Consider the following 22,638-nt stretch of genomic DNA (forward strand, 5'->3'; position numbering starts at 1 on the left):
GGTGCGTCCTGGCGCGGCCCGGGGTGGGGTGGTGCGGTGGGTCAGCTCTTGTCGAACTTCTTGAATTCGGCGCTGAAGCGGGAGGCCCACTTCCCCTTGTCGACCTGGTAGGCGGTGATCATGGTGTTGGTCGTGTCGCCGTATTTGTCGAAGGCGATGGGGCCGGTGACACCGTCGAAGGTGACCTTGTTCATCGCGTCGACGACCTTCTTGCGGGCGTCGTCGGGCAGCTTGCCGTCGTTGTCGGCGACGACCTTCTTCACGGCCTGGATGATGGCCCAGGTCGAGTCGTAGGTGGAGCCGCCGTAGGCCTCGTAGGACTCCTTGAAGCCGGCTGCCTTGTAGTCGGCGATGAACTTCTTGGCGGAGGGGAGCTCTTCGACGGGCTTGCCGACGGAGGAGGCGTAGTCGCCCTGCGCCTTCTTGTTGAGCTTGATGTAGTCGCCGCTGTACATGCCGTCGCCGCCCATGAGGGGGACGGTGACGCCGCCGTCCTTGAGCTGCTGGCTGAGCGGGCCGGAGGCGGGGTATTCGCCACCGTAGAAGACCAGGTCGGGTTTGGCGGACTTGACCTTGGAGACGACGGCCTTGAAGTCACGGTCGTCGGGGCTGACGTGTTCGGTGCCGGCGATCTTGCCGCCGAGCTTGACGAACTGGTCCTTGAAGGAGGAGGCGAGGCCGACGCCGTAGGTCTTCTGGTCGTCGATCACGTAGGCCTTCTTGACCTTCATCTTCTCCCACGCGTACTGGCCGTCGAAGGCGCCCTGCACCTCGTCGGTGGTGGCGGTGCGGAAGTAGGTGGGGAAGGGGCGGACGCGCTTGTTCTCTTTCCAGTCCTTGCCCTGGGTGAGGTCGGGCGTGGTGTTCGCCGGCGATATCAGGGTGAGGTTGTTCTGCTTGGAGACCTGCTGCATGGACTGGGCGACGCCGGAGTTGAGCGGGCCGACGACGCCGAGCACGTCCTTGTCGCCGGCGAGTTTGGTGGCGTTCTGCTGGCCGACGTTGGGGAGGGCCTTGTCGTCGAGGGCTTCGAGCTTGAAGGTGATGCCCTTGACCTCGCCGGTTTTGTTGGCGGTGTCGATGGCGAGCTGGGCGGAGTTGCGGATGCCCAGTCCCAGGGCGGAGAGCTCGCCGGTGGTGGGGGCGTCGAGGCCGATGACGACGGTGGTCTTGGAGCCGTCGCCGCTCTTGTTGTCGCCGCGGGAGCCGCACGCGGAGAGCGTGAGGGCGCCGGCGGTGACTGCGGTGGTGAGGAGAAGCAAGGAACGGTGACGCACGATCAGTCCTTTCCCTGGCGCGGCCACGGCTGTCGCATGGCCGTTCCGCGGCGGCCGGGCTGCGCTGGGCAGCGAGGTGCGTGCTTCGTCGGTGAGCCCGGCGGCGCGGTGACTGGCGGTGACTCTAAGCCGGTGTTCGCCGCACCGGCAGAGTCGCCGACCAGGATGTGACGCTCTTGTTATGACCTTCGATGAGCGTTATGCCGTTATGGTCCTTACACCGCAGGGCGAACGCGGCGCGGAGGGCGAACTCGCACTTCCACGGGCGTATCTGGGCGCGCGGTCACGCAGCGGTGTCCGGATAGCGGATACGCCGGTCGCGCCGGCAGTGATGCCCGTGGGGGGTACGGAAGTTGCGCGGGGCGCCGCCTCGCGCGTGGGTCACGCAGCGTTACGGACAGGCGGACGGCCCCGCTCCCAGGACTTGGGGGCGGGGCCGTGGTGGTGGCCGGCGGAGGGCCGGGCCGGGCGGGTCAGCCGCGGTAGGCGTCGGCGTCCACATCCCTGAGCATGCAGGTCAGCCGGGCGGTGCAGACCCGCTTGTCCTGCTCGTCGGTGACCACGATCTCGTAGGTGGCGGTGGAGCGGCCCCGGTGTACGGGGGTGGCGACGCCGGTGACCAGTCCGGAGCGGACGCCGCGGTGGTGGGTGCAGTTCAGGTCGACGCCGACGGCGAGCTTGGTGGGGCCGCCGTGGAGCATGGCGCCGACGGAGCCGAGGGTTTCGGCGAGGACGGCGGAGGCGCCGCCGTGCAGCAGCCCGTAGGGCTGGGTGTTGCCCTCGACGGGCATGGTGCCGACGATGCGCTCCGGCGCGGCCTCGGTGACCTGCACGCTCATCCGCTCGCCGAGGTGTCCGGCGGAGAAGAACGAGGGCAGGTCGAGGCCGAGGCCGGCCCACTGGTCGAGGATCTCCTGCGGAAACGTGGTCGTGCTGCGCTCACCCATGTCTGCGGCTCCGTTCGTCACCCGTGATCGTCGTCGATCCGTGCCTGTTCCTATCAGGCCCCTGAGCAAGCGCTCAGCGCGGGGTGGTGTTCCCGCCGCCCGGCCCGTGGGCGGTCAGTTCTCGCGGGGGCTCTCCAGGCGGATCACCACGGACTTGGAGGCGGGGGTGTTGCTGGTGTCGGCGGTGTGGTCGAGCGGGATGAGGACATTGGTCTCGGGGTAGTAGGCGGCCGCGCAGCCGCGGGCCGTCGGGTAGTGCACGACGCGGAAGCCGGACGCGCGCCGCTCGCTGCCGTCCGTCCATTCGCTGACCAGGTCGGTGTACGCGCCGTCGGCCAGGCCCCGTTCGCGGGCGTCGTCGGGGTGCACGAGCACCACCCGGCGGCCGTTCTTGATGCCGCGGTAGCGGTCGTCGAGGCCGTAGACGGTGGTGTTGTACTGGTCGTGGGAGCGCAGCGTCTGCAGCAGCAGCCGTCCTTCGGGGGCGGTGGGGTATTCGACGGGGGCGGCGGTGAAGTTGGCCTTCCCGGTGGCGGTGGGGAAGCTGCGGCTGTCCCGGGGGGCGTGCGGGAGGGCGAAGCCTCCGGGGCGGGCGACCCGGGTGTTGAAGTCCTCGAAGCCCGGGATGACGCGGGCGATCCGGTCGCGGATCGTCGCGTAGTCCCCGGCGAACTCCTCCCAGGGGGTGCGGCTGGCGGCGCCCAGGACGCGGCGGGCGAGGCGGGCGACGATGGCCGTCTCGGACAGCAGCTGGGGGCCGGCGGGCGCCAGGCGGCCGCGGGAGGCGTGCACCATGCCCATGGAGTCCTCGACGGTCACGAACTGTTCGGTGGGCCTGCCGTCCTGGCCGGTCTGCACGTCGCGTTCCGTACGGCCCAGCGTCGGCAGGATCAGTGCGCGGGCGCCGGTGATCGCGTGCGAGCGGTTGAGCTTGGTGGAGACATGGACGGTCAGCCGGGCGCGGCGCATGGCGGCCTCGGTGACGTCGGTGTCGGGGGTGGCGGCCACGAAGTTGCCGCCCATCGCGAAGAACACCTTGGCCTGCCCGTCGCGCAGCGCGCGGATGGCGCGGACGACATCGAGGCCGTGCTCCCGGGGCGGGGCGAAGCCGAACTCCTTCTCCAGGGCGTCGAGGAAGGCGGGCGCGGGCCGTTCGAAGATGCCCATGGTGCGGTCGCCCTGGACGTTGCTGTGGCCGCGTACGGGGCAGACGCCGGCGCCGGGGCGGCCGATGTTGCCGCGCAGCAGGAGGAAGTTGACGACTTCCTGGATGGTGGGGACGGAGTGCTTGTGCTGGGTCAGGCCCATGGCCCAGCACACGATGGTGCGCTTCGACGAGAGGACCATGGCGAGGGCGCGCTCGATCTCCTCGCGGGTGAGGCCGGTGGCGCGCAGCGTCTCGTCCCAGTCGTCGTCGGCGCGGGCGGTGCGCGCGAACTCCTCGAAGCCGTGGGTGTGTTCGCGGATGAAGTCCTCGTCGAGGGCTCCGTCGGTGTCGAGCAGGAGGCGGTTGAGGGCGCGGAAGAGCGCCTGGTCGCCGCCGAGGCGTACCTGGAGGAAGAGGTCGGTGAGCGCGGTGCCGCCGCCGGCCAGGCCGCGTGGGGTCTGCGGGTTCTTGAAGCGTTCCAGTCCGGCTTCGGGCAGCGGGTTGATCGAGATGATCTTCGTGCCGCCGGACTTGGCCTTCTCCAGGGCGGTGAGCATCCGCGGGTGGTTGGTGCCGGGGTTCTGGCCGGCGACGATGATCAGGTCGGCCTGGTAGAGGTCCTCCACGAGGACGCTGCCCTTGCCGATGCCGATGGTCTCCGTCAGGGCGGAGCCCGACGACTCATGGCACATGTTGGAGCAGTCGGGGAGGTTGTTGGTGCCGAATTCGCGGGCGAAGAGCTGGTAGAGGAAGGCGGCCTCGTTGCTGGTGCGCCCGGAGGTGTAGAAGACCGCCTCGTCGGGGGAGTCGAGGGCGGTCAGCTCCTCACCGATGATGTCGAAGACCTGCTCCCAGGTCACCGGCTCGTAATGGTCGGCGCCCTCGGCGAGGTACATGGGGTGGGTGAGGCGGCCCTGCTGGCCGAGCCAGTAGCCGCTGCGGGTCGCGAGGTCGGCGACGGAGTGCCGGGCGAAGAAGTCCGGGGTGACGCGGCGCAGGGTGGCCTCTTCGGCGACGGCCTTGGCGCCGTTCTCGCAGAATTCGGCGGTGTGCGTGGTGCCGGGGGGCTCGGGCCAGGCGCAGCCGGGGCAGTCGAATCCGTTCGGCTGGTTGACCCGCAGGAGGGTGAGGGCGGTACGGCGCACGCCCATCTGCTGCTGGGAGATGCGCAGCGCGTGCGTGATGGCCGGCAGTCCCACGGCGGAGTGCTGGGGTGCGCTGACCTCGGGTGCGTCCTGGACGGGGTCCGACGCGGGCGGCTTGCCTGCCATGGCGCTCTCCCTTGAGCCGTGAGCTGGTCGCGCTCCTGCGCCGTGGCCGGTGCGCGCTCCGCCGGCACCCGGCGGATCGTTGTGGTGCACACAGATCCTGTCACGGACGCGCGGGGAGGTGTAGAGGCGATCGCCGGGGGCGCGGATCGGCGGTGCGGGGCCGGGGGAGTGGCGGGGTGCGGGCGGGGGCCGGGGCCGCCGCGGCGGGGATTGTCAGTGGGGCGTGGCAGGATCGGGGGCGTGGCAGCAAAGGCAGCGAAGAAGAGCGAAGCGACCGGGACCGAAGCGGCGGCGGGCGGCCGTCCCCGCCTGCTCCTGATGGACGGGCATTCCATGGCATACCGGGCGTTCTTCGCCCTGCCCGTGGAGAATTTCACCACCGTCACGGGACAACCGACCAATGCGATCTACGGCTTCGCGTCGATGCTCGCGAACACCCTGCGCGACGAGGCGCCCACGCATTTCGCGGTGGCGTTCGACGTCTCCCGCAAGACCTGGCGGTCCGAGGAATTCGCGGACTACAAGGCGAACCGTTCCAAGACGCCCGACGAGTTCAAGGGCCAGGTCGAGCTGATCGGCGAGATGCTCGACGCGATGAGCGTCAAGCGGTTCGCGGTCGAGGGCTTCGAGGCCGACGACGTGATCGCCACGCTCACCGAGCAGGCCACCGCGCAGGGCTTCGAGGTCTCGATCGTCACCGGCGACCGCGACTCCTTCCAGCTGGTCTCCGACGATGTCACGGTCCTCTACCCCACCAAGGGCGTCTCCGAGCTGACCCGCTTCACCCCGGAGAAGGTCTTCGAGAAGTACGGCCTGACCCCCGCCCAGTATCCGGACTTCGCCGCGCTGCGCGGCGACCCGTCGGACAACCTCCCCGGCATCCCGGGCGTCGGCGAGAAGACCGCCACGAAGTGGATCAACCAGTTCGGTTCGTTCGCGGAGTTGGTGGAGCGCGCCGAGGAGGTCAAGGGCAAGGCGGGCGCCAACCTCCGCGAGCACCTGGAGGCGGTGAAGCTCAACCGCCGGCTGACGGAGATGGTGCGCGATGTCGAGCTGCCGTGCGGCCCGGCGGAGCTGACCCGCGAGGCGTACGACCGTGAGGCGCTCACGGTGTTCCTCAACGCCCTGGAGATCCGCAACCAGGGCCTGCGGGACCGGCTGCACGCCGTCGACCCGGGCTCCGCGGACGCCGCCGAGGAGGCCGCCCCGGCCGCCGGTGTCGAGGTGGACGGCACGGTCATCGGCGCGGGCGAACTCGCTCCGTGGCTGGCCGCACACGGCACCGGACCCCTGGGTGTGGCCACGGTCGATGTGTGGACGCTGGGCAGCGGCAGCGTCGCCGAGGTGGCGCTGGCCGCCCCCGACGGCCCGGCCGCCTGGTTCGACCCGGCCCGGCTCGACGAGGCCGACGAGCGGGCGTTCGCGGCCTGGAGCGCGGACGCCGACCGCCCCAAGGTGATGCACAACGCCAAGGGCCTGATGCGGGTCTTCGGCGAGCACGGCTGGCGCATCGACGGCGTCACCATGGACACCGCGCTGGCCGCCTATCTGGTCAAGCCGGGCCGCCGCTCCTTCGCGCTGGACGCCCTGTCCATCGAATACCTGGGGCGCGATCTCGCCCCGGCGGCGGCCGGTGACGGCCAGCTGGCGTTCGGTGCGGACGAGGAGGCCGAGGCGGACGCCCTGATGGGGCAGGCGCGCACGGTCCTCGACCTGGGGACGGCGTTCGAGACGAAGCTGGCGGAGGTCGGTTCGGCCGAGCTGCTGCGCGATGTGGAGCTGCCGACCAGCCGACTGCTGGCCCGTATGGAGCGGGCCGGTATCGCCGCGGACCGGGGCTGGCTGGAGCGGATGGAGCAGCAGTTCGCGGGCGCGGTGCAGCAGGCCGTGAAGGAGGCGCACGCGGCCGCGGGCCATGAGTTCAACCTCGGCTCGCCCAAGCAGCTGCAGGAGGTCCTCTTCGGCGAGCTGGGCCTGCCCAAGACCAAGAAGACCAAGACGGGCTACACCACCGACGCCGACGCGCTCGCCTGGCTGGCCGCGCAGACCGACAACGAGCTCCCGGTGATCATGCTCCGGCACCGTGAGCAGGCCAAGCTGCGCACCACCGTCGAGGGCCTGATCAAGACCATCGCCGCCGACGGCCGGATCCACACCACCTTCAACCAGACCGTGGCGGCCACCGGCCGGCTGTCGTCCACGGACCCCAATCTGCAGAACATCCCGGTGCGCACGGACGAGGGCCGGGCGATCCGCCGCGGCTTCGTCGTCGGCGAGGGTTTCGAGTCCCTGCTGACCGCCGACTACAGCCAGATCGAGCTGCGGGTGATGGCGCATCTCTCCGAGGACGAGGGCCTGATCGAGGCATTCACCTCCGGTGAGGACCTGCACACCACCGTCGCCTCCCATGTCTTCTCGGTCGGCACGGACCAGGTCGACCCGGAGATGCGCCGCAAGATCAAGGCGATGTCCTACGGCCTGGCGTACGGGCTGTCGGCCTTCGGCCTCTCCCAGCAGCTGGGCATCCAGCCCGATGAGGCCCGCAAGCTGATGGACAACTTCTTCGAGCGCTTCGGCGGGGTGCGCGACTACCTCCAGCGCGTCGTGGAGGAGGCCCGCGCCACCGGCTACACCGAGACCATGCTCGGCCGCCGCCGCTATCTCCCCGACCTCAACAGCGACAACCGCCAGCGCCGCGAAATGGCCGAGCGGATGGCGCTGAACGCCCCGATCCAGGGCACCGCCGCCGATATCGTCAAGATCGCGATGCTGCGGGTCGACGCGGCGCTGCGGGCCGCCGAGCTGGAGTCCCGGCTGCTGCTCCAGGTCCATGACGAAATCGTCGTCGAAGTGGCCCCCGGTGAACGCAAGAAGGTCGAGGAGCTGGTCCGCCGCGAAATGGCCGCAGCGGTCGAACTGAGCGCCCCGCTGGACGTCTCGGTCGGCTCCGGCAAGGACTGGGAGTCGGCGGCGCACTGAGGGGCGAAGCGGGCCGGGGCGACGCGGACGCCCCGCGCCGCCCCGGCGGCAACCCGGCCCGTATGGCCTGGAGTTGCCGCCGCTTCCGGCCCGCGCCACGGTGGCGGAAACCGGTCGTCGCCGGACGCGTCATGGCGCGTACCCCTTCGGGGGAGCTCTGCTTTGATCACCCCGTGATGCGCCGTGCCGCCCGCGCCCTGGGCACCTATGTCTCCCGCAGCCCGGTCACGGCCGGCTATGTCGGACTGCTGCTGTCGACCCATCTGTGGTGCACCGCGGTGCTGTCCACGACGGAGGCGCAGCGGGTGGTGCTCGGCATCAGTACCCATCTCGACAACCTCCACGACCGTCCGCTCCGGGCGCTGGCGGGCAGCATGCTGTTCTTCGACGGCACGCTGACCGAGATCACCTCGGTGGCCTTCGCCGGCACGCTGATCACGCTCGGCCTGGGCGTCGCCGTGTGCCTGGCGTGGCTGGAACGGCGGTACGGGCCGGGGCGCGCCTACGGCATCTTCGTCCTGGGGCATGTCGCGGCCACGCTGCTCACCGTGCCGCTGATCTATCTGGCCCTCGCCCGGGGCTGGTACCCGGACAGCGTCCGGCACGCCCCCGACTTCGGCATCAGCTACGGGGCGGAGGCGGTGCTCGCGACGGGGGCGCTGCTGCTGCGCCGGGCGCGGTGGCTCGCCGCGGCCGGTGTCGTCGCCTGGCCGGTGCTCGGCGCCGACTGGAGCGGGGTGCTGCCCGACTTCACCACCGTCGGGCATCTGCTGGCGGCCGCCATCGGCTTCATCTGCGGGGCCTTCCTGCTGCGGGCTGCCCGTCGCGCAGCCCCGGCCGCGGCGCCACCGGCGGATCCGGCGCCACCGGCGGGCCCGGCACTCGCCGAGTAGCGCGCCGGGTGCGGAGGCCGCGGCGGTGCAGCAGCCGTACGGCCACCGCGAAGAGCGGCAGTCCGAGGGCGAGGCCGGCCCCGGCGCCGAAGAGCGCGGTCGGCAGGTACTCGGCCGCGGTCGCCGACGGCCCGTATACGGCGCGCGCCCGCAGCACACGGTGCACGGCACCGGCCGCCACGCACACCACGAGCGGGGCGGTCAGCAGCAGCCGCAGACGTACGGTCAGCACCGGTACCCCGACCGCCCCGGACGCCCCCGCCGCCCCGGCGCCGCCGTCCCGCGCCCGGAGGACCGGCCACAGAAACGCGCCCAGCGCCACCGCCGCGAGCGCCGAGGTGCCGTACTGCAGATACGTACAGACCGGCAGGCCGCCCACCACCCGGTCCAGACCGGGCACCAGCCGGGTGCCCCAGCGGCCCGGGTGGGTGAAGGCGTCCCAGACCACATGGGTCGCCGCCCCCAGTACCGCCGAGACCAGGAACCAGCCCACCAGGGCGGCGAGTTCACGAGGCCCCCGGGGCCGCCAGGGCCGGCCGCGCACGAAAGTGTGGACCGGGCCGCGCCACCTCCAGGGCACCAGCGCGGTCAACGGCTCGCGCACCAGCAGCCAGCCGCCGACGAGCACCGCCGTGACCAGCACATCCACCGTCAGCACACCGGGCAGCGAGTGGGTGACCGCACCGAAAGCCATACCGCCGGGAACCAGAGTGTCCGCGTAGTACGTCATATCGGGTGCGAAGGACCCCGCCACGAGCGCCGAGGCGATCAGCGGACCACGGGCCGCGCCGGTCCGCCGGAGCGCCGGGAGCACGGCAGCGGCATGGCTGAGCGTGAACGGCATATGCCTCTCCTCGATCGGTTCGGATCATTATGCGTGCCAGTGGGTGGTAGATGCCGGGCCCGAGTTGTCGTAGTCTCGCCTGAGTTGGAGCGCTGGGGGAGCGCGATACCGCGTCAGCAGCGCGGTACGGCAATGCGGAGGGGAACCACGTATGGCAGCCACATTCCGACGGCGGCTCCACAGGGGAGCGGCCTCGACGGCCGTGGCAGCCTTGGTGCTGGCCGCGCTGACCGCCTCTCAGGCGCCGGGAGCCACCGGCACGGCGGCCGCCAAACGGCGCCCGGCCCCGCCGCCCTCCGATGTTCCCATCGACGGCGGCTCCGGGTACTACACCGACCTGCCGCCCCTCAAGAGCCCGGTACCGCCGCGCGGTTCGCAGCACACCGGCCAGGACCCCGCCACCGGCAAGGGACCCGCCGAGGCCGGTCTCCCCGCCACCGTCCTGGCCGCGTACAAGAAGGCGGCGTCCACGATCGGCAGCTCCGACCCGGGCTGCCGGCTGCCCTGGCAGCTGCTCGCCGGAATCGGCAAGGTCGAGTCCGGCCAGGCTCGCGGCGGAGCGGTCGACGCCGAAGGCACCACCCTCCAGCCGATACTGGGCCCGCAGCTCAACGGCCGTGGCTTCGCCCGGATCACCGACACCGACGGCGGCCGCTACGACGGCGACCTCACCCACGACCGTGCCGTGGGCCCGATGCAGTTCATCCCGTCCACCTGGGCCAACGGCGGCCCCGACGGCACGGGTTGGGGCGCCGACGGCAACGGCGACGGCAAGAAGGACCCGAACAACGTCTTCGACGCCTCGCTCGCCGCGGGCGGCTATCTCTGCGCGGGCGGCCGCGATCTGACGGCCCAGGAGGACCTGGACCGGGCGATCCTCGGCTACAACCACTCCGAGGAATATCTGCGCACGGTGCTGTCCTGGTACACGTTCTACCGCAACGGCACCCACGAGGTGCCGGACGGCAAGGCCGTGCTGCCGGTCCACCGCGATACCGGGCGGCACGGCGACGACAACGGCGGCCGGTCCGAAGGCCGCCGGCACGACGGCGCCTCCGGCGGCGAGCCGGGCAAGAGCCCGCGCCCCGGCGGATCCGGCACCCCCGACAGGCCCGGCAAGCCCGGCAAGGGGCACCAGCCCGAGAAGGACCACCAGCCCGGCAAGGGACAGCACCCCGACAAGCCGGGACGCCCCGACGGCACCGACCCCACCCCGGGCAGCCCCCAGAAGCCGACTCCCCAGAAGCCCACCCCCAAGCCGCCCACCGAGCCCGCGCACCCCACCGCGCTCGTCCGGGTCGGCGACACGGACCTGAGCACCACCGCGGGCACCGACTTCGCCACCCCGCCGCAGGTCCGCGCCCAGGACGCGCGGGGCAAGGCCGTCGCCGGCGTCCCCGTCCGCTTCACCCTCCCCGCGGCCACCGACGCCCGCTTCCCCGGTGACGCGACCACCGTCACCGTCACCACGGACAAGGACGGCCTGGCCACCGCCCCCACCCTGCGGGCGGGCGACCGGACCGGTGACTTCCGCATCCGGGCCGCCACCGTGCGGCACACCGCACCCGCCGTCGAGATCGGCGCCACCGTCAAGGCCAAGCCCGCCCCGAAGGCCGACCAGCTCGCCCGTACCTCCGACAAGGAGCTCACGGCGACCGCCGGAAAGGCGTTCGCGGAGGACGCGGTCGAGATCAAGGCGACCTACCAGGGCAAGGCCGCGGCGGGGGTGGCGGTCACCGCCACCATGGTCACCGCCGACCCGAACAACCCGGTGGAGAACGACAAGGGCCCCTACTTCAAGGACCCCGAGGCCACCGGCGCCGCCCGGAACAAGCCGCTCCGCACGCTCACCGGCCTCACCACCGACGCCGACGGCCTGCTGAAGCTCCCGAAGATCTACACCGACGCGCACTCGGGAACGTTCCTGCTGAGGCTGACCACCGCCGACGGCGCCGTCCTCACCGTCAAGCTGAAGGTCGCCCCCGCGGCCCGTTCCTGACCACGCCACCCGGCCCCTCCGCACGGCCGGTTGCGAACCCCGGGCCGCTGTCCGCGCCCGGTACACCTCCGCCGTCCTGCCCGCCGTCCCGGGCAGGACGGCGGTGCCATGTTGTTCTCATCTCCGCCGCCCGTTGCTACGGTGCCCCCGCCCTGACGCTGTATCAGCTCCCGGGAGGCCGACATGCGCGCCCTGACAGCAGCCGCGGTCGGACTGGCCGCGGCGTTCGCCCTCGTCATCACCCTCACGGCGATCGGCGCCCCCAGCGGCACCACCTCCCCCAAGCCGCTGCTGACCACCGTCCCCAAGCACCCCTGACGGAGGGACGCGACCGTCATGCGCCGTACCGTGCCCACCCCCAGGACCCCCGACGGACCGCCCTCCGGCCCCGGCCGCCGCCGTCCGGCGCGCGGTATGCGCCGCAGGGCGAGCCTGGTGCTGCTCGCCTGCGCCGTCTTCTTCACCGCCCTGTCCCCGCTGATGCGGTGGTACGCCTTCCCCCGGCTCGCCAAGATCCCGCCCAGCCAGTACCAGGACATGGTCCTGGAGGCCAGGCCCGCCACCCTCCTCAACTACGGGACGATGAAGGCCGAACGCGTCCCGAAGGTCACCATCGTCCAGACCCTCAAGGGCGATGTCGCGGCCTCCGACCGGATCGAGAAGTCCGCGGGCCGGGACATCGTCGTCTGGGACGCGCTGTCCTACGTCGCCGGACCCGACGGCAAGATGGTCTCCGCGATCCCCGAGCGCTATCTCTTCGACGCGCATACCCAGGACCCCGTGCACGCCACCGGCGAGATGGTCGACGGCGACCCGGTGCGCCGCGAGGGCATCGAGTTCAAGTGGCCGTTCCTCACCGAGCGGCGCGACTACACCTACTTCGACGCCCAGACCCGCACCTCGGCCCCCATCCACTACAAGGGGACCCGCACCTTCCGCGGCCTGGAGGTCTACTACTTCGAGCAGACCATCCCCTGGACCAAGGTCGCCCTCCCCAAGAAGATGCCGGTCAAGGGCATCACCCCGGAGTCCGTCGCGAAGATGGGCACCACCCGCTGGTACAGCACCAAGCGGATGTTCTGGGTCGAACCCGTCACCGGCGCCCCCGTCAACGGCCAGGAGATCCACAAGGAGGAGCTGCGCGGCGGCGATCTGCTGCCCGGCGGCGGCAAGGTCACCGCCTTCGCGGGTCATGTGAAGATGCGCGCGGACTACGTCGACTCCACCGTGGCCCTGGTGACCTCCCAGCGCACCCTCGTCCTGCTGCTCACCCGCTACCTCCCCTGGGGCTTCCTGCTCCTCGGCGCCGCCCTGCTCGCCCTGAGCCTGCACCTCGAAGCCCGCGGCCGCCGCCCCCGCGCCCCGGCCGGCGGGCCGCCCGCCTACGAGGCGCCCTCGTCCGGCGACGGCGTTGTCAGTGCCGGACCGTAACGTGGACCCATGACGTCAGCGAGCCGCCTCCGCGCCCCTCCGGCCCCGCGCTCAGCCCCGCTTGAGCCGCGCCGACGTATGCCGCGTGGGCTCCGCCGCCGAAGGATCCTCCGGCCAGGGATGCTTCGGATAGCGACCGCGCAACTCCGCGCGTACGGACCGGTATCCGTCCCGCCAGAAGGAGGCGAGATCGGCCGTGACGGCGGCCGGACGCCCCGCGGGGGAGAGCAGATGCACCAGCACCGGCACCCGCCCGCCGGCCACCCGCGGCGACTCCTGCCAGCCGAACAGCTCCTGCAGTTTGACCGCCAGCACCGGCTGCGCACCGCCGTAGTCCACCCGCACCCGCGAACCGCTCGGCACCTCGATCCGCTCCGGCGCCAGCTCGTCGAAGCGGACCGCGTCGCCGGACGCCCACGGCAGCAGCCGGGCCAGCGCCTGCCCGGCGTCGATCCGCTCCAGATCGGCCCGCCGCCGCGCCCGCCCGAGCTCCACCCCCAGCCACTCCTCCACGGACTCCAACAGCGCTGCATCCGAGACATCGGGCCACGGCGCCCCCAACTCCCGGTGCACAAACGCCATCCGCTGCCGCAGCGACGCCGCGGCGGCCGGCCACCGCAGCAGCCCGAGCCCCTCCCGCCGCAGGCCCGACACCACCGCGTCCCGCAGCAGCCCGGGGTCGGGCGCGGTCAGCGGCCGGGCCGCCAGCTCGATCGCCCCCAGCCGGGTCACCCGCCGGGCCACCACGTCCCCGTCCGACCAGCGGACCTCCTCACCGGACGCGTACAGCGCCGGCGCCGCCGCACGGGCCGTCTCCTCGTCGATCACCGCCGCCAGCCGCACCCGCGCCGACGCGGCCGCCACCGGACGGTCCGCCACCGCCACCGCCAGCCACGGCGCGTCCCGCAGCCCCGAACCGTCCCCGGCGCCCGACGAGCCCGACGAGCCCGGCCGGTGCCCCCATCCGGCCTGCGCCCCCGCCCCCGCCAGCTCGGCCCCGGTCCCGGACGCCATCAGGTAACTCCCCGCCCCACGGGCCCGCGCCACCCGCTCCGGGAACGCCAGCGCGGCAACGAGCCCGGCCACGGCATCATCGCTGAGCGGCTCCCCGGCGCCACGTCCGCCGCCCGCATCCGCCCCGGCCCTCGGCTGCCCGACACCACGGCCGCCGCCCGCGCCCGTATCCACACCCGACCCGCCCCGCGGCTCCCCGGCCGCCGACGCCAGTCGCCGCGCCTCCTGCCGCCACCTCGCCCCGTACGCATCGCCGCCCCGCCGCGCGGTCCGCCACGCCGCCGCCAGATCGTCCCCATAGGCCCGCGGCGGCTCTTCGCTCAACAGGGCGACCACCTCCGCCGCACGCCGCACACCCGCCTCAGGGGCCCCGTCCAGCAGGGCCCGCGCCAGTCGCGGATGCAGTCCGAGCCGCGCCATACGGACGCCCCGCTCCGTCGCCCGGCCGTCCCCGTCCACCGCGCCGATCGCCGTCAGCACCTCCCGGGCCGCGGCCAGCGCCCCGGCCGGCGGCGCGTCGAGCAGCGCCAGACCGTCGGCCGCCGGATCACCCCAGCACGCCGCCTGCAGGGCGAACGCCGTCAGATCGGCGACCCTGATCTCCGGATCGGGGAAGGCCGGCAGCCGCCCGTCCTCGCCCTCCGGCCAGCAGCGGTACACCGCACCCGGCGCCTCCCGCCCCGCCCGGCCCGCGCGCTGCCGGGCCGCCGCCCGCGAGGCCCGCACGGTGGTGAGCGCGCTGAGCCCCCGCGCATGATCCGTCCGCGGCACCCGAGCCAGCCCGCTGTCCACCACCACCCGCACACCCGGCACGGTCAGACTGGACTCCGCCACCGACGTCGCCAGCACCACACGCCGTACGCCGTTCCCGCCCGCCAATACGGCGTCCTGCACCGCGGCCGGCGCCCGCCCGTGCACCTGCAACACCTCGGCGTCCACCCCCGCCAGCTCCCCGGCGACCCGCCCGATCTCCCCGACACCGGGCAGGAAACACAGCACATCCCCGGTCCGCTCGCGCAGCGCCCGCCGCACCACCCTCGCCACATGCGTCAGCAGCGCCGGATCGACCCGGGTCCCGTGCGGCGGCCGTACCGGCCGCTCCGGCGGCGCCCACACCACCTCCACGGGATGCGACACGCCCGCCGCCTCGACCACCGGCGCGGCACCCTCCGCACCACCCAGCAGCCGCGCCCACCCCTCAGCGTCTGTAGTTGCGGACGCCGCCACCAGCCGCAGTTCGGGCCGCAGGGTTTCCCGTACGTCCAGGAGGAACGCCGCGGAGGTATCGGCGTCGAGATGCCGCTCATGGCACTCGTCGAGCACCACCACATCGACCCCGGCCAGCTCCGGGTCCCGCTGCAGCCGCTGCAGCAGCACCCCGGTGGTCACCACTTCCACGGCGGTACGCGGCCCGGCCCGCCGCTCACCCCGCACCGTGTACCCCACCCGGCCCCAGCCCTGCGCCGGGGCGGCCCCCGTGCCGACCTCCTCGCCCAGCAGCCAGGCCATCCGCCGCGCGGCCGCACGGGCCGCCATCCGGCGCGGCTCGGCGACCAGCACCCGCCGCAGCGGCCCGTCGCCGGTCAGCCCCGCCAGATCCAGCGGCACCAGCGTCGTCTTGCCGGTCCCCGGCGGCGCACACAGCACCGCGCTCCCCGGCCCGTCGAGGGCGGCGCGCAGCGCGGGCAACGCGGTACGGACGGGCAGCTGGTCAAGGGCGTCACGGCGGATCACGCCCCCAGTCTGCCGCCCCGCCCCCGTACGCCGCCCCGCTGCCCCACGCCCTCACCGGGCACAGCGGTCCCCAGCTGAACGATCTAGACCTCCGCCGTACACACGAAGATCGCCGTCCCCGGGATCAGATGCCCGCGCAGCGGCGACCAGCCACCCCACTCCTGGGTGTTCCACTCCGGCCATTCCGGTTCGACGAGATCCTCCAGCCGGAACCCGGCGGCCACCACGTCCCGCACCCGGTCGCCCAGCGTCCGGTGGTGCTCCACATACACGGCCCGCCCGGACTCGTCCTGTTCCACATACGGCGTGCGGTCGAAATACGACGCCCCCACAGACAGCCCCTCGGGCCCCGGCTCGTCGGGGAAGGCCCACCGAATCGGATGGGAGACGGAGAAGACGAACCGGCCCCCGGGCCGCAGCACCCTGCGCACCTCACGCAGCACCCGCACCGGATCGGCGACGAACGGCAGCGCGCCATAGGCGGAGCAGGCGAGATCGAAGCTGTGGTCGCGGAACGGCAGCGCCCCGGCGTCCGCCTCCACCAGCCCGACGGCATCGTCCGCCGCGCCGTCCGCGATCCGCAGCGCGTGCTGTAGTTGCCGGTGGGAGAGGTCCAGCGCCACGGGGAGCGCGCCCTGCGCCGCCAGCCATCGGGAGCACTGTGCCGCGCCGGCCCCGATCTCCAGGATCCGCCGCCCCTTCAGCTCGGCGGCCGGCCCGAGCAGTGCGGCCTCCGCCTCGTCCAGCCCCTCGGGGCCCCAGACGAACCGGTCGTCCCCGAGGAACGCACCGTGCTCGCTCTGGTATTCGTCCGCGTTGCGGTCCCACCACCCACGGCTGGCCCGGCTGCTTTCGGTGTCCGAGGCGTCACGGCGGGTCGCCTCGGGCTCGTGGTCTTGGTTCATCGCGCCCGTCGTCGTAGTCTTTGCTCTGCTTGTCGCTGCAGGGACTGTGAGGCCGTTCGACCTCGCGGAACATCGCGTGTGCCGGTTATGGGGCTTTCCGCCCCGGGTGTGCGCGTTCGCGCATTGACCGGGTCCGGCTGCCCCCGTATGCTACAAGTTGCGCTGCGGGCTTGCGCGCCTCAGACGGAGCAGGCCGCGCTCGCATCTGTATGTATGTCCCCTCGGTTTGAGGCGTTTCGGGTCGTTCCGGATGCTTTGCATTTGCGAGCTTCCTCATGATTCGCCCTTCACACTGTCCGGCTTATGCAGAGGCGATACGGGCTCTCGGCGTAGCAGTACCTACGACTTCAATGTCCGTACCGGAGCCCTTTCCCACATGACGAGCAGCACCGAGACCACCGCCACCACCCCGCAGGTTGCGGTCAACGACATCGGTAACGAGGAAGCTTTCCTCGCCGCGATCGACGAGACGATCAAGTACTTCAACGACGGCGACATCGTCGACGGCGTCATCGTGAAGGTCGACCGGGACGAGGTCCTGCTCGACATCGGTTACAAGACCGAAGGCGTCATCCCGAGCCGCGAGCTCTCGATCAAGCACGACGTCGACCCCAACGAGGTCGTTGCCGTCGGTGACGAGATCGAGGCCCTGGTCCTCCAGAAGGAGGACAAGGAAGGCCGCCTGATCCTCTCGAAGAAGCGCGCCCAGTACGAGCGCGCCTGGGGCACCATCGAGAAGATCAAGGAAGAGGACGGGATCGTCACCGGTACCGTCATCGAGGTCGTCAAGGGTGGTCTCATCCTCGACATCGGCCTCCGTGGCTTCCTCCCGGCCTCCCTGGTCGAGATGCGCCGCGTCCGCGACCTGCAGCCCTACGTGGGCAAGGAGCTCGAGGCCAAGATCATCGAGCTGGACAAGAACCGCAACAACGTGGTCCTGTCCCGCCGTGCCTGGCTGGAGCAGACCCAGAGCGAGGTCCGCCAGACCTTCCTCACCACCCTCCAGAAGGGCCAGGTGCGCTCCGGCGTCGTCTCCTCCATCGTCAACTTCGGTGCCTTCGTGGACCTGGGCGGCGTCGACGGTCTCGTCCACGTCTCCGAGCTGTCCTGGAAGCACATCGACCACCCCTCCGAGGTCGTCGAGGTCGGCCAGGAGGTCACGGTCGAGGTCCTGGACGTCGACATGGACCGCGAGCGCGTGTCCCTGTCGCTCAAGGCGACCCAGGAAGACCCGTGGCAGCAGTTCGCCCGGACCCACCAGATCGGTCAGGTCGTCCCGGGTAAGGTCACCAAGCTCGTTCCCTTCGGTGCGTTCGTGCGCGTCGACGAGGGCATCGAGGGCCTGGTCCACATCTCCGAGCTGGCCGAGCGCCACGTCGAGATCCCGGAGCAGGTTGTCCAGGTCAACGACGAGATCTTCGTCAAGGTCATCGACATCGACCTTGAGCGTCGCCGGATCTCGCTGTCGCTGAAGCAGGCCAACGAGTCCTTCGGCGCCGACCCGTCGGCCGTCGAGTTCGACCCGACCCTGTACGGCATGGCCGCGTCCTACGACGACCAGGGCAACTACATCTACCCCGAGGGCTTCGACCCCGAGACCAACGACTGGCTCGAGGGCTACGAGACCCAGCGCGAGGCGTGGGAGAACCAGTACGCCGAGGCGCAGCAGCGCTTCGAGCAGCACCAGGCTCAGGTCATCAAGTCCCGCGAGGCCGACGAGCAGGCTGCGGCCGAGGGTGCTGCGGCACCGGCGGCGCAGGGTGGCGGCCAGGCCGGCGGCGGCAACGCCGGTGGCGGCGGCGGCTCCTACTCCTCGGAGTCGGCGGACAACTCCGGCGCCCTGGCGTCGGACGAGGCGCTCGCCGCGCTCCGCGAGAAGCTGGCCGGCGGCCAGAGCTGAGTTCTCGCCGATAGGCACTAGCCGATAGACGAAGGCCCGTTCCCCTTGGGGGGAGCGGGCCTTCGTTGTGTTTGGGGGTGGGGGAGGAGGGCGAGGCAGGGGGCTGGGGCCGGTGCGGGTGCCGGGCCGGGGAGTGGGGCGCGGGGAGTGAACTTGTTTGTTGGTGCCGCCTGTTGGTGCTGCCTGTTGGGGGTGTGAGGACCTGCCAGCTCCTGTGGGCAGGCGTGGTCCGGGAGTGCGGCAGGGCGGGCGGGGCGCGTGAGGCTGGAAGCGGCCGGTTTCGTACGGGCGGGATGGGGGCCGGTGTGTGGGAGGGGCGCGGTGGGGGACTGGCACTGGTGTGGGGCCGGGCGGTGCGCACAGTGGGGCTGGACATCCATCTCCGTTGGCGGGAACTCCGTTGGCGGGAATGACTGAGCCGGGCCGTGCGTTGCCGCTCATGAGAACGAGGAGGAGCGGTCACTGTGTTGGATCCCCAGGGTTTGTATGAATGGGAGCCGAGCGGGCTCGCGGAGGTGGAGGCGATCGCCTCCAGGGACTCCGCCGGACTGGTGCTGCTGTACCACTTCGACGGGTACATCGACGCCGGCGAGACCGGCGACCAGATCGTGGAACGGCTGCTGGACGGCCTGCCGAACGAGGTCGTCGCCCGCTTCGACCACGACCGCCTCGTCGACTACCGGGCCCGCCGCCCCTTGCTCACCTTTGAGAGCGGCCGCTGGACCGCCTACGAGACCCCGAGCATTGAGCTGCGGCTCGTACGGGACACCACCGACGCGCCGTTCCTGCTGCTGTCCGGACCCGAACCGGATGTGGAGTGGGAGCGCTTCGCGGGCGCCGTGAAGGAGATCGTGGAGCGGCTCGGTGTGCGCCTCTCGGTGAACTTCCACGGCATCCCCATGGGCGTCCCGCACACCCGCCCGGTAGGCATCACCCCGCACGGCAACCGCACCGATCTGATGCCGGGCCACGGCGGGTTCTTCGATGAGGCGCAGGTGCCCGGCAGCGCGGAGGCGCTGATCGAATTCCGGCTGGCGGAAGCGGGCCACGATGTCCTGGGGGTGGCGGCGCATGTACCGCACTACATCGCCCGGTCCGCGTACCCGGACGCCGCGCTGACCGCTCTGGAGGCCGTGACGGCCGCGACCGGCCTGGTACTGCCGGGCGCCGCGCATTCACTGCGCACGGAGGCGCTGCGGACCCAGGAGGAGATCGAGCGCCAGATCTCGGAGGGCGACGAGGAACTGGTCGCACTGGTCAGCGGGCTGGAGCATCAGTATGACGCGGTGGCCGGAGCGGAAAGCCGGGGAAATCTGGTGGCCGAGTCGGTGGAACTGCCCTCGGCCGACGAGATCGGCAGGGAATTCGAGCGCTTCTTGGCAGAGCGGGAGGGGGATGGGGGGACGGGTGGGGGGTGAGCCGGGTGGTGCGTGAGCCGGTCGGTGCGTGAGCCGGTCGGTGTGTGATTTGGGTAGGGCGTGATCGGTCTGGGGGCCTGTCCTGTGGGTGCCCCGACGGGTGGGTGCCTGATCGATCTGGGTGGTGCGTGACCGGTGGGTACGTGGTGTGAAGGGGCCGGTGCGCTAAGGGCCAGTGCCTGAAGTGGGCGGTGCACGAACCGGGTTGGTGCCTGAACGGGCCGGTGCCTGTCGGCCGATGGCACGAACCGGGATGATGCTGAATGGGCCGGAGTCTGCTGCCGTCCGGGCGCAGCGTATAGCGTGGGTGCATGGTGAAGGTGGGGCTGACCGGCGGAATCGGCGCGGGCAAAAGTGAGGTTTCGCGACTGCTGGCGTCGTATGGCGCGGTGATCGTGGACGCGGACAAGATCGCACGCGAGGTCGTTGAGCCGGGAACACCCGGACTTGCCGCAGTGGTCGCGGAGTTCGGGGACGACATCCTCGCACCGGACGGCACGCTGGACCGGCCGAAACTGGGCGGCATCGTGTTCGCCGAACCCGACAAGCTCAAGGCCCTCAACGCGATCGTGCATCCGCTGGTCGGGGCACGGTCGGCCGAACTCGAAGCATCGGCAGGCCCGGACGCGGTGGTGGTCCACGACGTGCCGCTGCTGACGGAGAACGGGCTGGCACCGCTCTACGACCTCGTGGTGGTCGTCGACGCCGCACCACAGACCCAGCTGGACCGCTTGGTACGGCTGCGCGGCATGGCCGAGGACGAGGCCAAGTCCCGGATGGCGGCGCAGGCGTCTCGCGAACAGCGGCTGGCGGTCGCGGATCTGGTCATCGACAACGACGGACCGCTGGAGGAGCTGGAACCGCAGGTCCGCGCAGTATGGGAGCGCCTGAGGACCGCCTGAGGCCCGACGATACCCTCGCCGCCATGACTGCTACTTCCGGCCTTGACGCCCACACCCCTGACCTTGAGTCCGCCCGCGCTGCGGAGCCCGTTTCCGGCACCGCCGCCGAGTCCTCCGCTGGGGACGCGGCGCCGGCATCGTTCGTGGTCAACATCCCCGGCATCGCGGACGACGATCTGGAGCCGGAGCCCCTGGACCCTTCCCAGATCGTCTCCGGTGACCCGGTGGTGACCGGCAAGGTGCTGTGGGAGGCCCCCGACGGGCAGCAGATCCGGGGAATCTGGCAGATCACTCCGGGCGTGGTGACGGACACCGAGGCCAATGAGCTGTTCGTGGTCGTCAGCGGGCGCGCCACCATCGAGGTCGAGGGCGGCCCGGTACTGGAGGTAGGCCCCGGCGACGCCTGCGTCCTGCGCGAGGGCGACCAGACTCGCTGGACCGTGCACGAGACACTCCGCAAGGCGTACCACATCAGCTTGTAGAGGCAGGCCGGGTGGGCAGGGCCTGGCGGTACGGGTGCGGGGCGCGGGCGGCGGGACAGGGCCAGCGGGGGCAGGGGCAGGGGAACGGTATCCGGCAGGGGCGGGGGAGCTCGACGGCCCCCCGCCCACCGGCAGCCTGAAGAGTCTCGCCAACTACGTCGACTCCCGGCGTGTGCTGCTGGACGACAGCACCCAGCATGCAGGGCGAGGGCGAGGGCGCGTCGCGGCAGGGAAGAGCCAGCATGGCGAGACAGGACCGGGTAGGCAGGTGCTGACGGCTGACGGCTGACGGCTGACGGCTGAGGGCGCGGGGAAATTGGGGCGGGCTGGCGGCTGTCTGGAGAGGAAGGCGGGCGCGTGGCTCTGGGGCCCTCCCCCTCCCCTCCCACCCTCCCGCCGCCTCCGCCTCCGCTCCGTTGCCCGTCGCCTGCTTCCTTGCGCCCTCGATGCGTCGCCTGCTTCTTTGCGGCCACCCTGCGTCGCGCAGCAGCCCTCCGTCCCCTTCGGGCTGCGTCGTCGCTCCTCCCCGGCACGTGGTGAGAGCCTCATGCAGCGTCGCTGGTAGGGCCGGTTGAGGCCGTGCCGACGGGGGAATGCCGGGACCGATGGGATTGTTGTGCCCCAGGCAACGCCGTACGGTCCGCAGACGATGGATGTCCCGACGGCGAGGGAGAGGAGCAGGCCGTGCCCGAGAGCAGCCCCGAGACGCATGTCATCGACTTCCGCGCCGCGGAGCAGCTGTTGGCGACCCGCGACCCGCGCGGCGCGATCCAACTGCTGGACTCGGTCATCACAGCGCATCCCGAGAACACCGCGGCCCGACTGCTGCGCGCCCGTGCCTTCTTTCTCGCCGCGCAACTGCGTCCCGCGGAACTCGAATTCCAGATCGTGCTGGAACGCGAACCGGACAACGCCTTCGCGCACTTCGCACTCGGCCGCACCCTGGAACGCGGCGGCCGGTCCGAGGAGGCGCTGCGCCACTTCCGACTGGCCGCGGCTCTTGAGCCGCGCCCGGAGTACATCGAAGCCGCCCGCTTCGCACACGACACCGGTGACGGTGACGGCGAACGCGACCCCGGTCCGTCAAACCGCGACCCGGAGTAGTCACGCCGAGGCCGTTCCGTGTCAACCTCCCTTCCCTCGGGGTGTCTTGTGCGCGCCAGCGGGAGTGTGACGCCATGGGGTCCGGGCGGCCAGGCCGTGCCGCGTCGTAAGTACGGCGGCCCGGGGCCGGCGGGGGCATGTCCCTACGGTCCGGGAATGGTCGGCCGCCAGCCCCGGTGCCGCCACGCGGCGCCCACCCGCCGGGGTGCGACCGGCCCACGACGCGGTGCGTAGGAGCGTCCGGGCGGTCCCTCTGGGTGGAGCCGACCGGGGGTAGCTCCGGGCACCTGGAGCGCGGGTCGTGTGGCCCTCTCCGGTCGGACCCTCGTCCCGTTCCGTACCCGAGAGGCATCAGGCCAGCACACGGTGCGATCCGGGCCGCCCGGCACCA

At 71.8% G+C, this 22,638-nt stretch carries 16 protein-coding genes; 10 read left to right on the forward strand and 6 right to left on the reverse strand.

Annotated features, from left to right (window positions below):
* Positions 1-41 precede the first annotated feature (41 nt).
* The 3 genes from STRTU_RS27115 to STRTU_RS27125 all read right to left on the reverse strand — a co-directional run bounded on the left by STRTU_RS27115 (position 42) and on the right by STRTU_RS27125 (position 4,642).
* A complete protein-coding gene (locus tag STRTU_RS27115; protein ID WP_159749593.1) occupies positions 42-1,262 on the reverse strand; it encodes a branched-chain amino acid ABC transporter substrate-binding protein in 1,221 nt (406 codons plus the stop codon).
* A 488-nt stretch (positions 1,263-1,750) separates the two neighbouring features.
* Positions 1,751-2,224, reverse strand: coding sequence for a PaaI family thioesterase (locus tag STRTU_RS27120; protein ID WP_159747263.1), 474 nt, complete (start codon positions 2,222-2,224; stop codon positions 1,751-1,753).
* A 114-nt stretch (positions 2,225-2,338) separates the two neighbouring features.
* Positions 2,339-4,642: an FdhF/YdeP family oxidoreductase gene (locus STRTU_RS27125; protein WP_159747264.1), complete on the reverse strand. Its 2,304-nt coding sequence runs from the start codon at positions 4,640-4,642 to the stop codon at positions 2,339-2,341.
* A gap of 240 nt (positions 4,643-4,882) precedes the next feature.
* On the opposite strand from STRTU_RS27125, the gene polA reads away from it, so the two are divergent.
* Complete coding sequence (gene polA / locus STRTU_RS27130) at positions 4,883-7,621, forward strand: DNA polymerase I (RefSeq protein WP_159747265.1); 2,739 nt, start codon at positions 4,883-4,885, stop codon at positions 7,619-7,621.
* A gap of 131 nt (positions 7,622-7,752) precedes the next feature.
* Positions 7,753-8,514 (forward strand): rhomboid-like protein, encoded by a 762-nt coding sequence (locus tag STRTU_RS27135; RefSeq protein ID WP_246241475.1) that lies wholly within the window; start codon positions 7,753-7,755, stop codon positions 8,512-8,514.
* Here STRTU_RS27135 and STRTU_RS27140 read toward each other — a convergent pair.
* Positions 8,411-9,358 (reverse strand): DUF4184 family protein, encoded by a 948-nt coding sequence (locus STRTU_RS27140; protein WP_159747266.1) that lies wholly within the window; start codon positions 9,356-9,358, stop codon positions 8,411-8,413. The two genes, STRTU_RS27135 and STRTU_RS27140, sit on opposite strands and share 104 nt — an antisense overlap.
* A gap of 151 nt (positions 9,359-9,509) precedes the next feature.
* Here STRTU_RS27140 and STRTU_RS27145 point away from each other — a divergent pair, with 151 nt between their 5' ends.
* The 3 genes from STRTU_RS27145 to pgfA all read left to right on the forward strand — a co-directional run bounded on the left by STRTU_RS27145 (position 9,510) and on the right by pgfA (position 12,788).
* Positions 9,510-11,357, forward strand: coding sequence for a lytic transglycosylase domain-containing protein (locus tag STRTU_RS27145; RefSeq protein WP_159747267.1), 1,848 nt, complete (start codon positions 9,510-9,512; stop codon positions 11,355-11,357).
* A 183-nt stretch (positions 11,358-11,540) separates the two neighbouring features.
* On the forward strand, positions 11,541-11,675 hold the full coding sequence (locus tag STRTU_RS27150; RefSeq protein ID WP_159747268.1) for an SPW_0924 family protein: 135 nt from the start codon (positions 11,541-11,543) through the stop codon (positions 11,673-11,675).
* Positions 11,676-11,771: 96 nt separating this feature from the next.
* The gene (pgfA, locus tag STRTU_RS27155) at positions 11,772-12,788 is read left to right on the forward strand and encodes a cell envelope lipid trafficking protein PgfA (protein ID WP_159749596.1); all 1,017 of its coding nucleotides are present in this window, start codon (positions 11,772-11,774) and stop codon (positions 12,786-12,788) included.
* 51 nt (positions 12,789-12,839) lie between these two features.
* Here the strand turns inward: pgfA and STRTU_RS27160 are convergent, their stop codons facing one another.
* Positions 12,840-15,536: an ATP-dependent RNA helicase gene (locus STRTU_RS27160; protein WP_159747269.1), complete on the reverse strand. Its 2,697-nt coding sequence runs from the start codon at positions 15,534-15,536 to the stop codon at positions 12,840-12,842.
* Between the two features lie 83 nt (positions 15,537-15,619).
* Complete coding sequence (locus STRTU_RS27165; RefSeq protein WP_159747270.1) at positions 15,620-16,441, reverse strand: class I SAM-dependent methyltransferase; 822 nt, start codon at positions 16,439-16,441, stop codon at positions 15,620-15,622.
* A gap of 376 nt (positions 16,442-16,817) precedes the next feature.
* On the opposite strand from STRTU_RS27165, the gene rpsA reads away from it, so the two are divergent.
* The 5 genes from rpsA (at position 16,818) to STRTU_RS27190 (ending at position 22,247) form a co-directional block, all read left to right on the forward strand.
* On the forward strand, positions 16,818-18,341 hold the full coding sequence (gene rpsA / locus STRTU_RS27170; RefSeq protein ID WP_159480333.1) for a 30S ribosomal protein S1: 1,524 nt from the start codon (positions 16,818-16,820) through the stop codon (positions 18,339-18,341).
* A gap of 464 nt (positions 18,342-18,805) precedes the next feature.
* Positions 18,806-19,759: a PAC2 family protein gene (locus STRTU_RS27175; RefSeq protein WP_159747271.1), complete on the forward strand. Its 954-nt coding sequence runs from the start codon at positions 18,806-18,808 to the stop codon at positions 19,757-19,759.
* A 311-nt stretch (positions 19,760-20,070) separates the two neighbouring features.
* Positions 20,071-20,661 (forward strand): dephospho-CoA kinase, encoded by a 591-nt coding sequence (gene coaE, locus STRTU_RS27180; protein WP_159747272.1) that lies wholly within the window; start codon positions 20,071-20,073, stop codon positions 20,659-20,661.
* Between the two features lie 23 nt (positions 20,662-20,684).
* Entirely contained in the window at positions 20,685-21,143 is a 459-nt protein-coding gene (locus STRTU_RS27185; protein WP_246241476.1) for a cupin domain-containing protein, read from the forward strand.
* Between the two features lie 684 nt (positions 21,144-21,827).
* Entirely contained in the window at positions 21,828-22,247 is a 420-nt protein-coding gene (locus STRTU_RS27190; protein WP_159747273.1) for a tetratricopeptide repeat protein, read from the forward strand.
* Positions 22,248-22,638 lie beyond the last annotated feature (391 nt).

The organism is Streptomyces tubercidicus, assembly GCF_027497495.1.
In the GTDB taxonomy this organism is placed as follows: Bacteria; Actinomycetota; Actinomycetes; order Streptomycetales; family Streptomycetaceae; genus Streptomyces; species Streptomyces tubercidicus.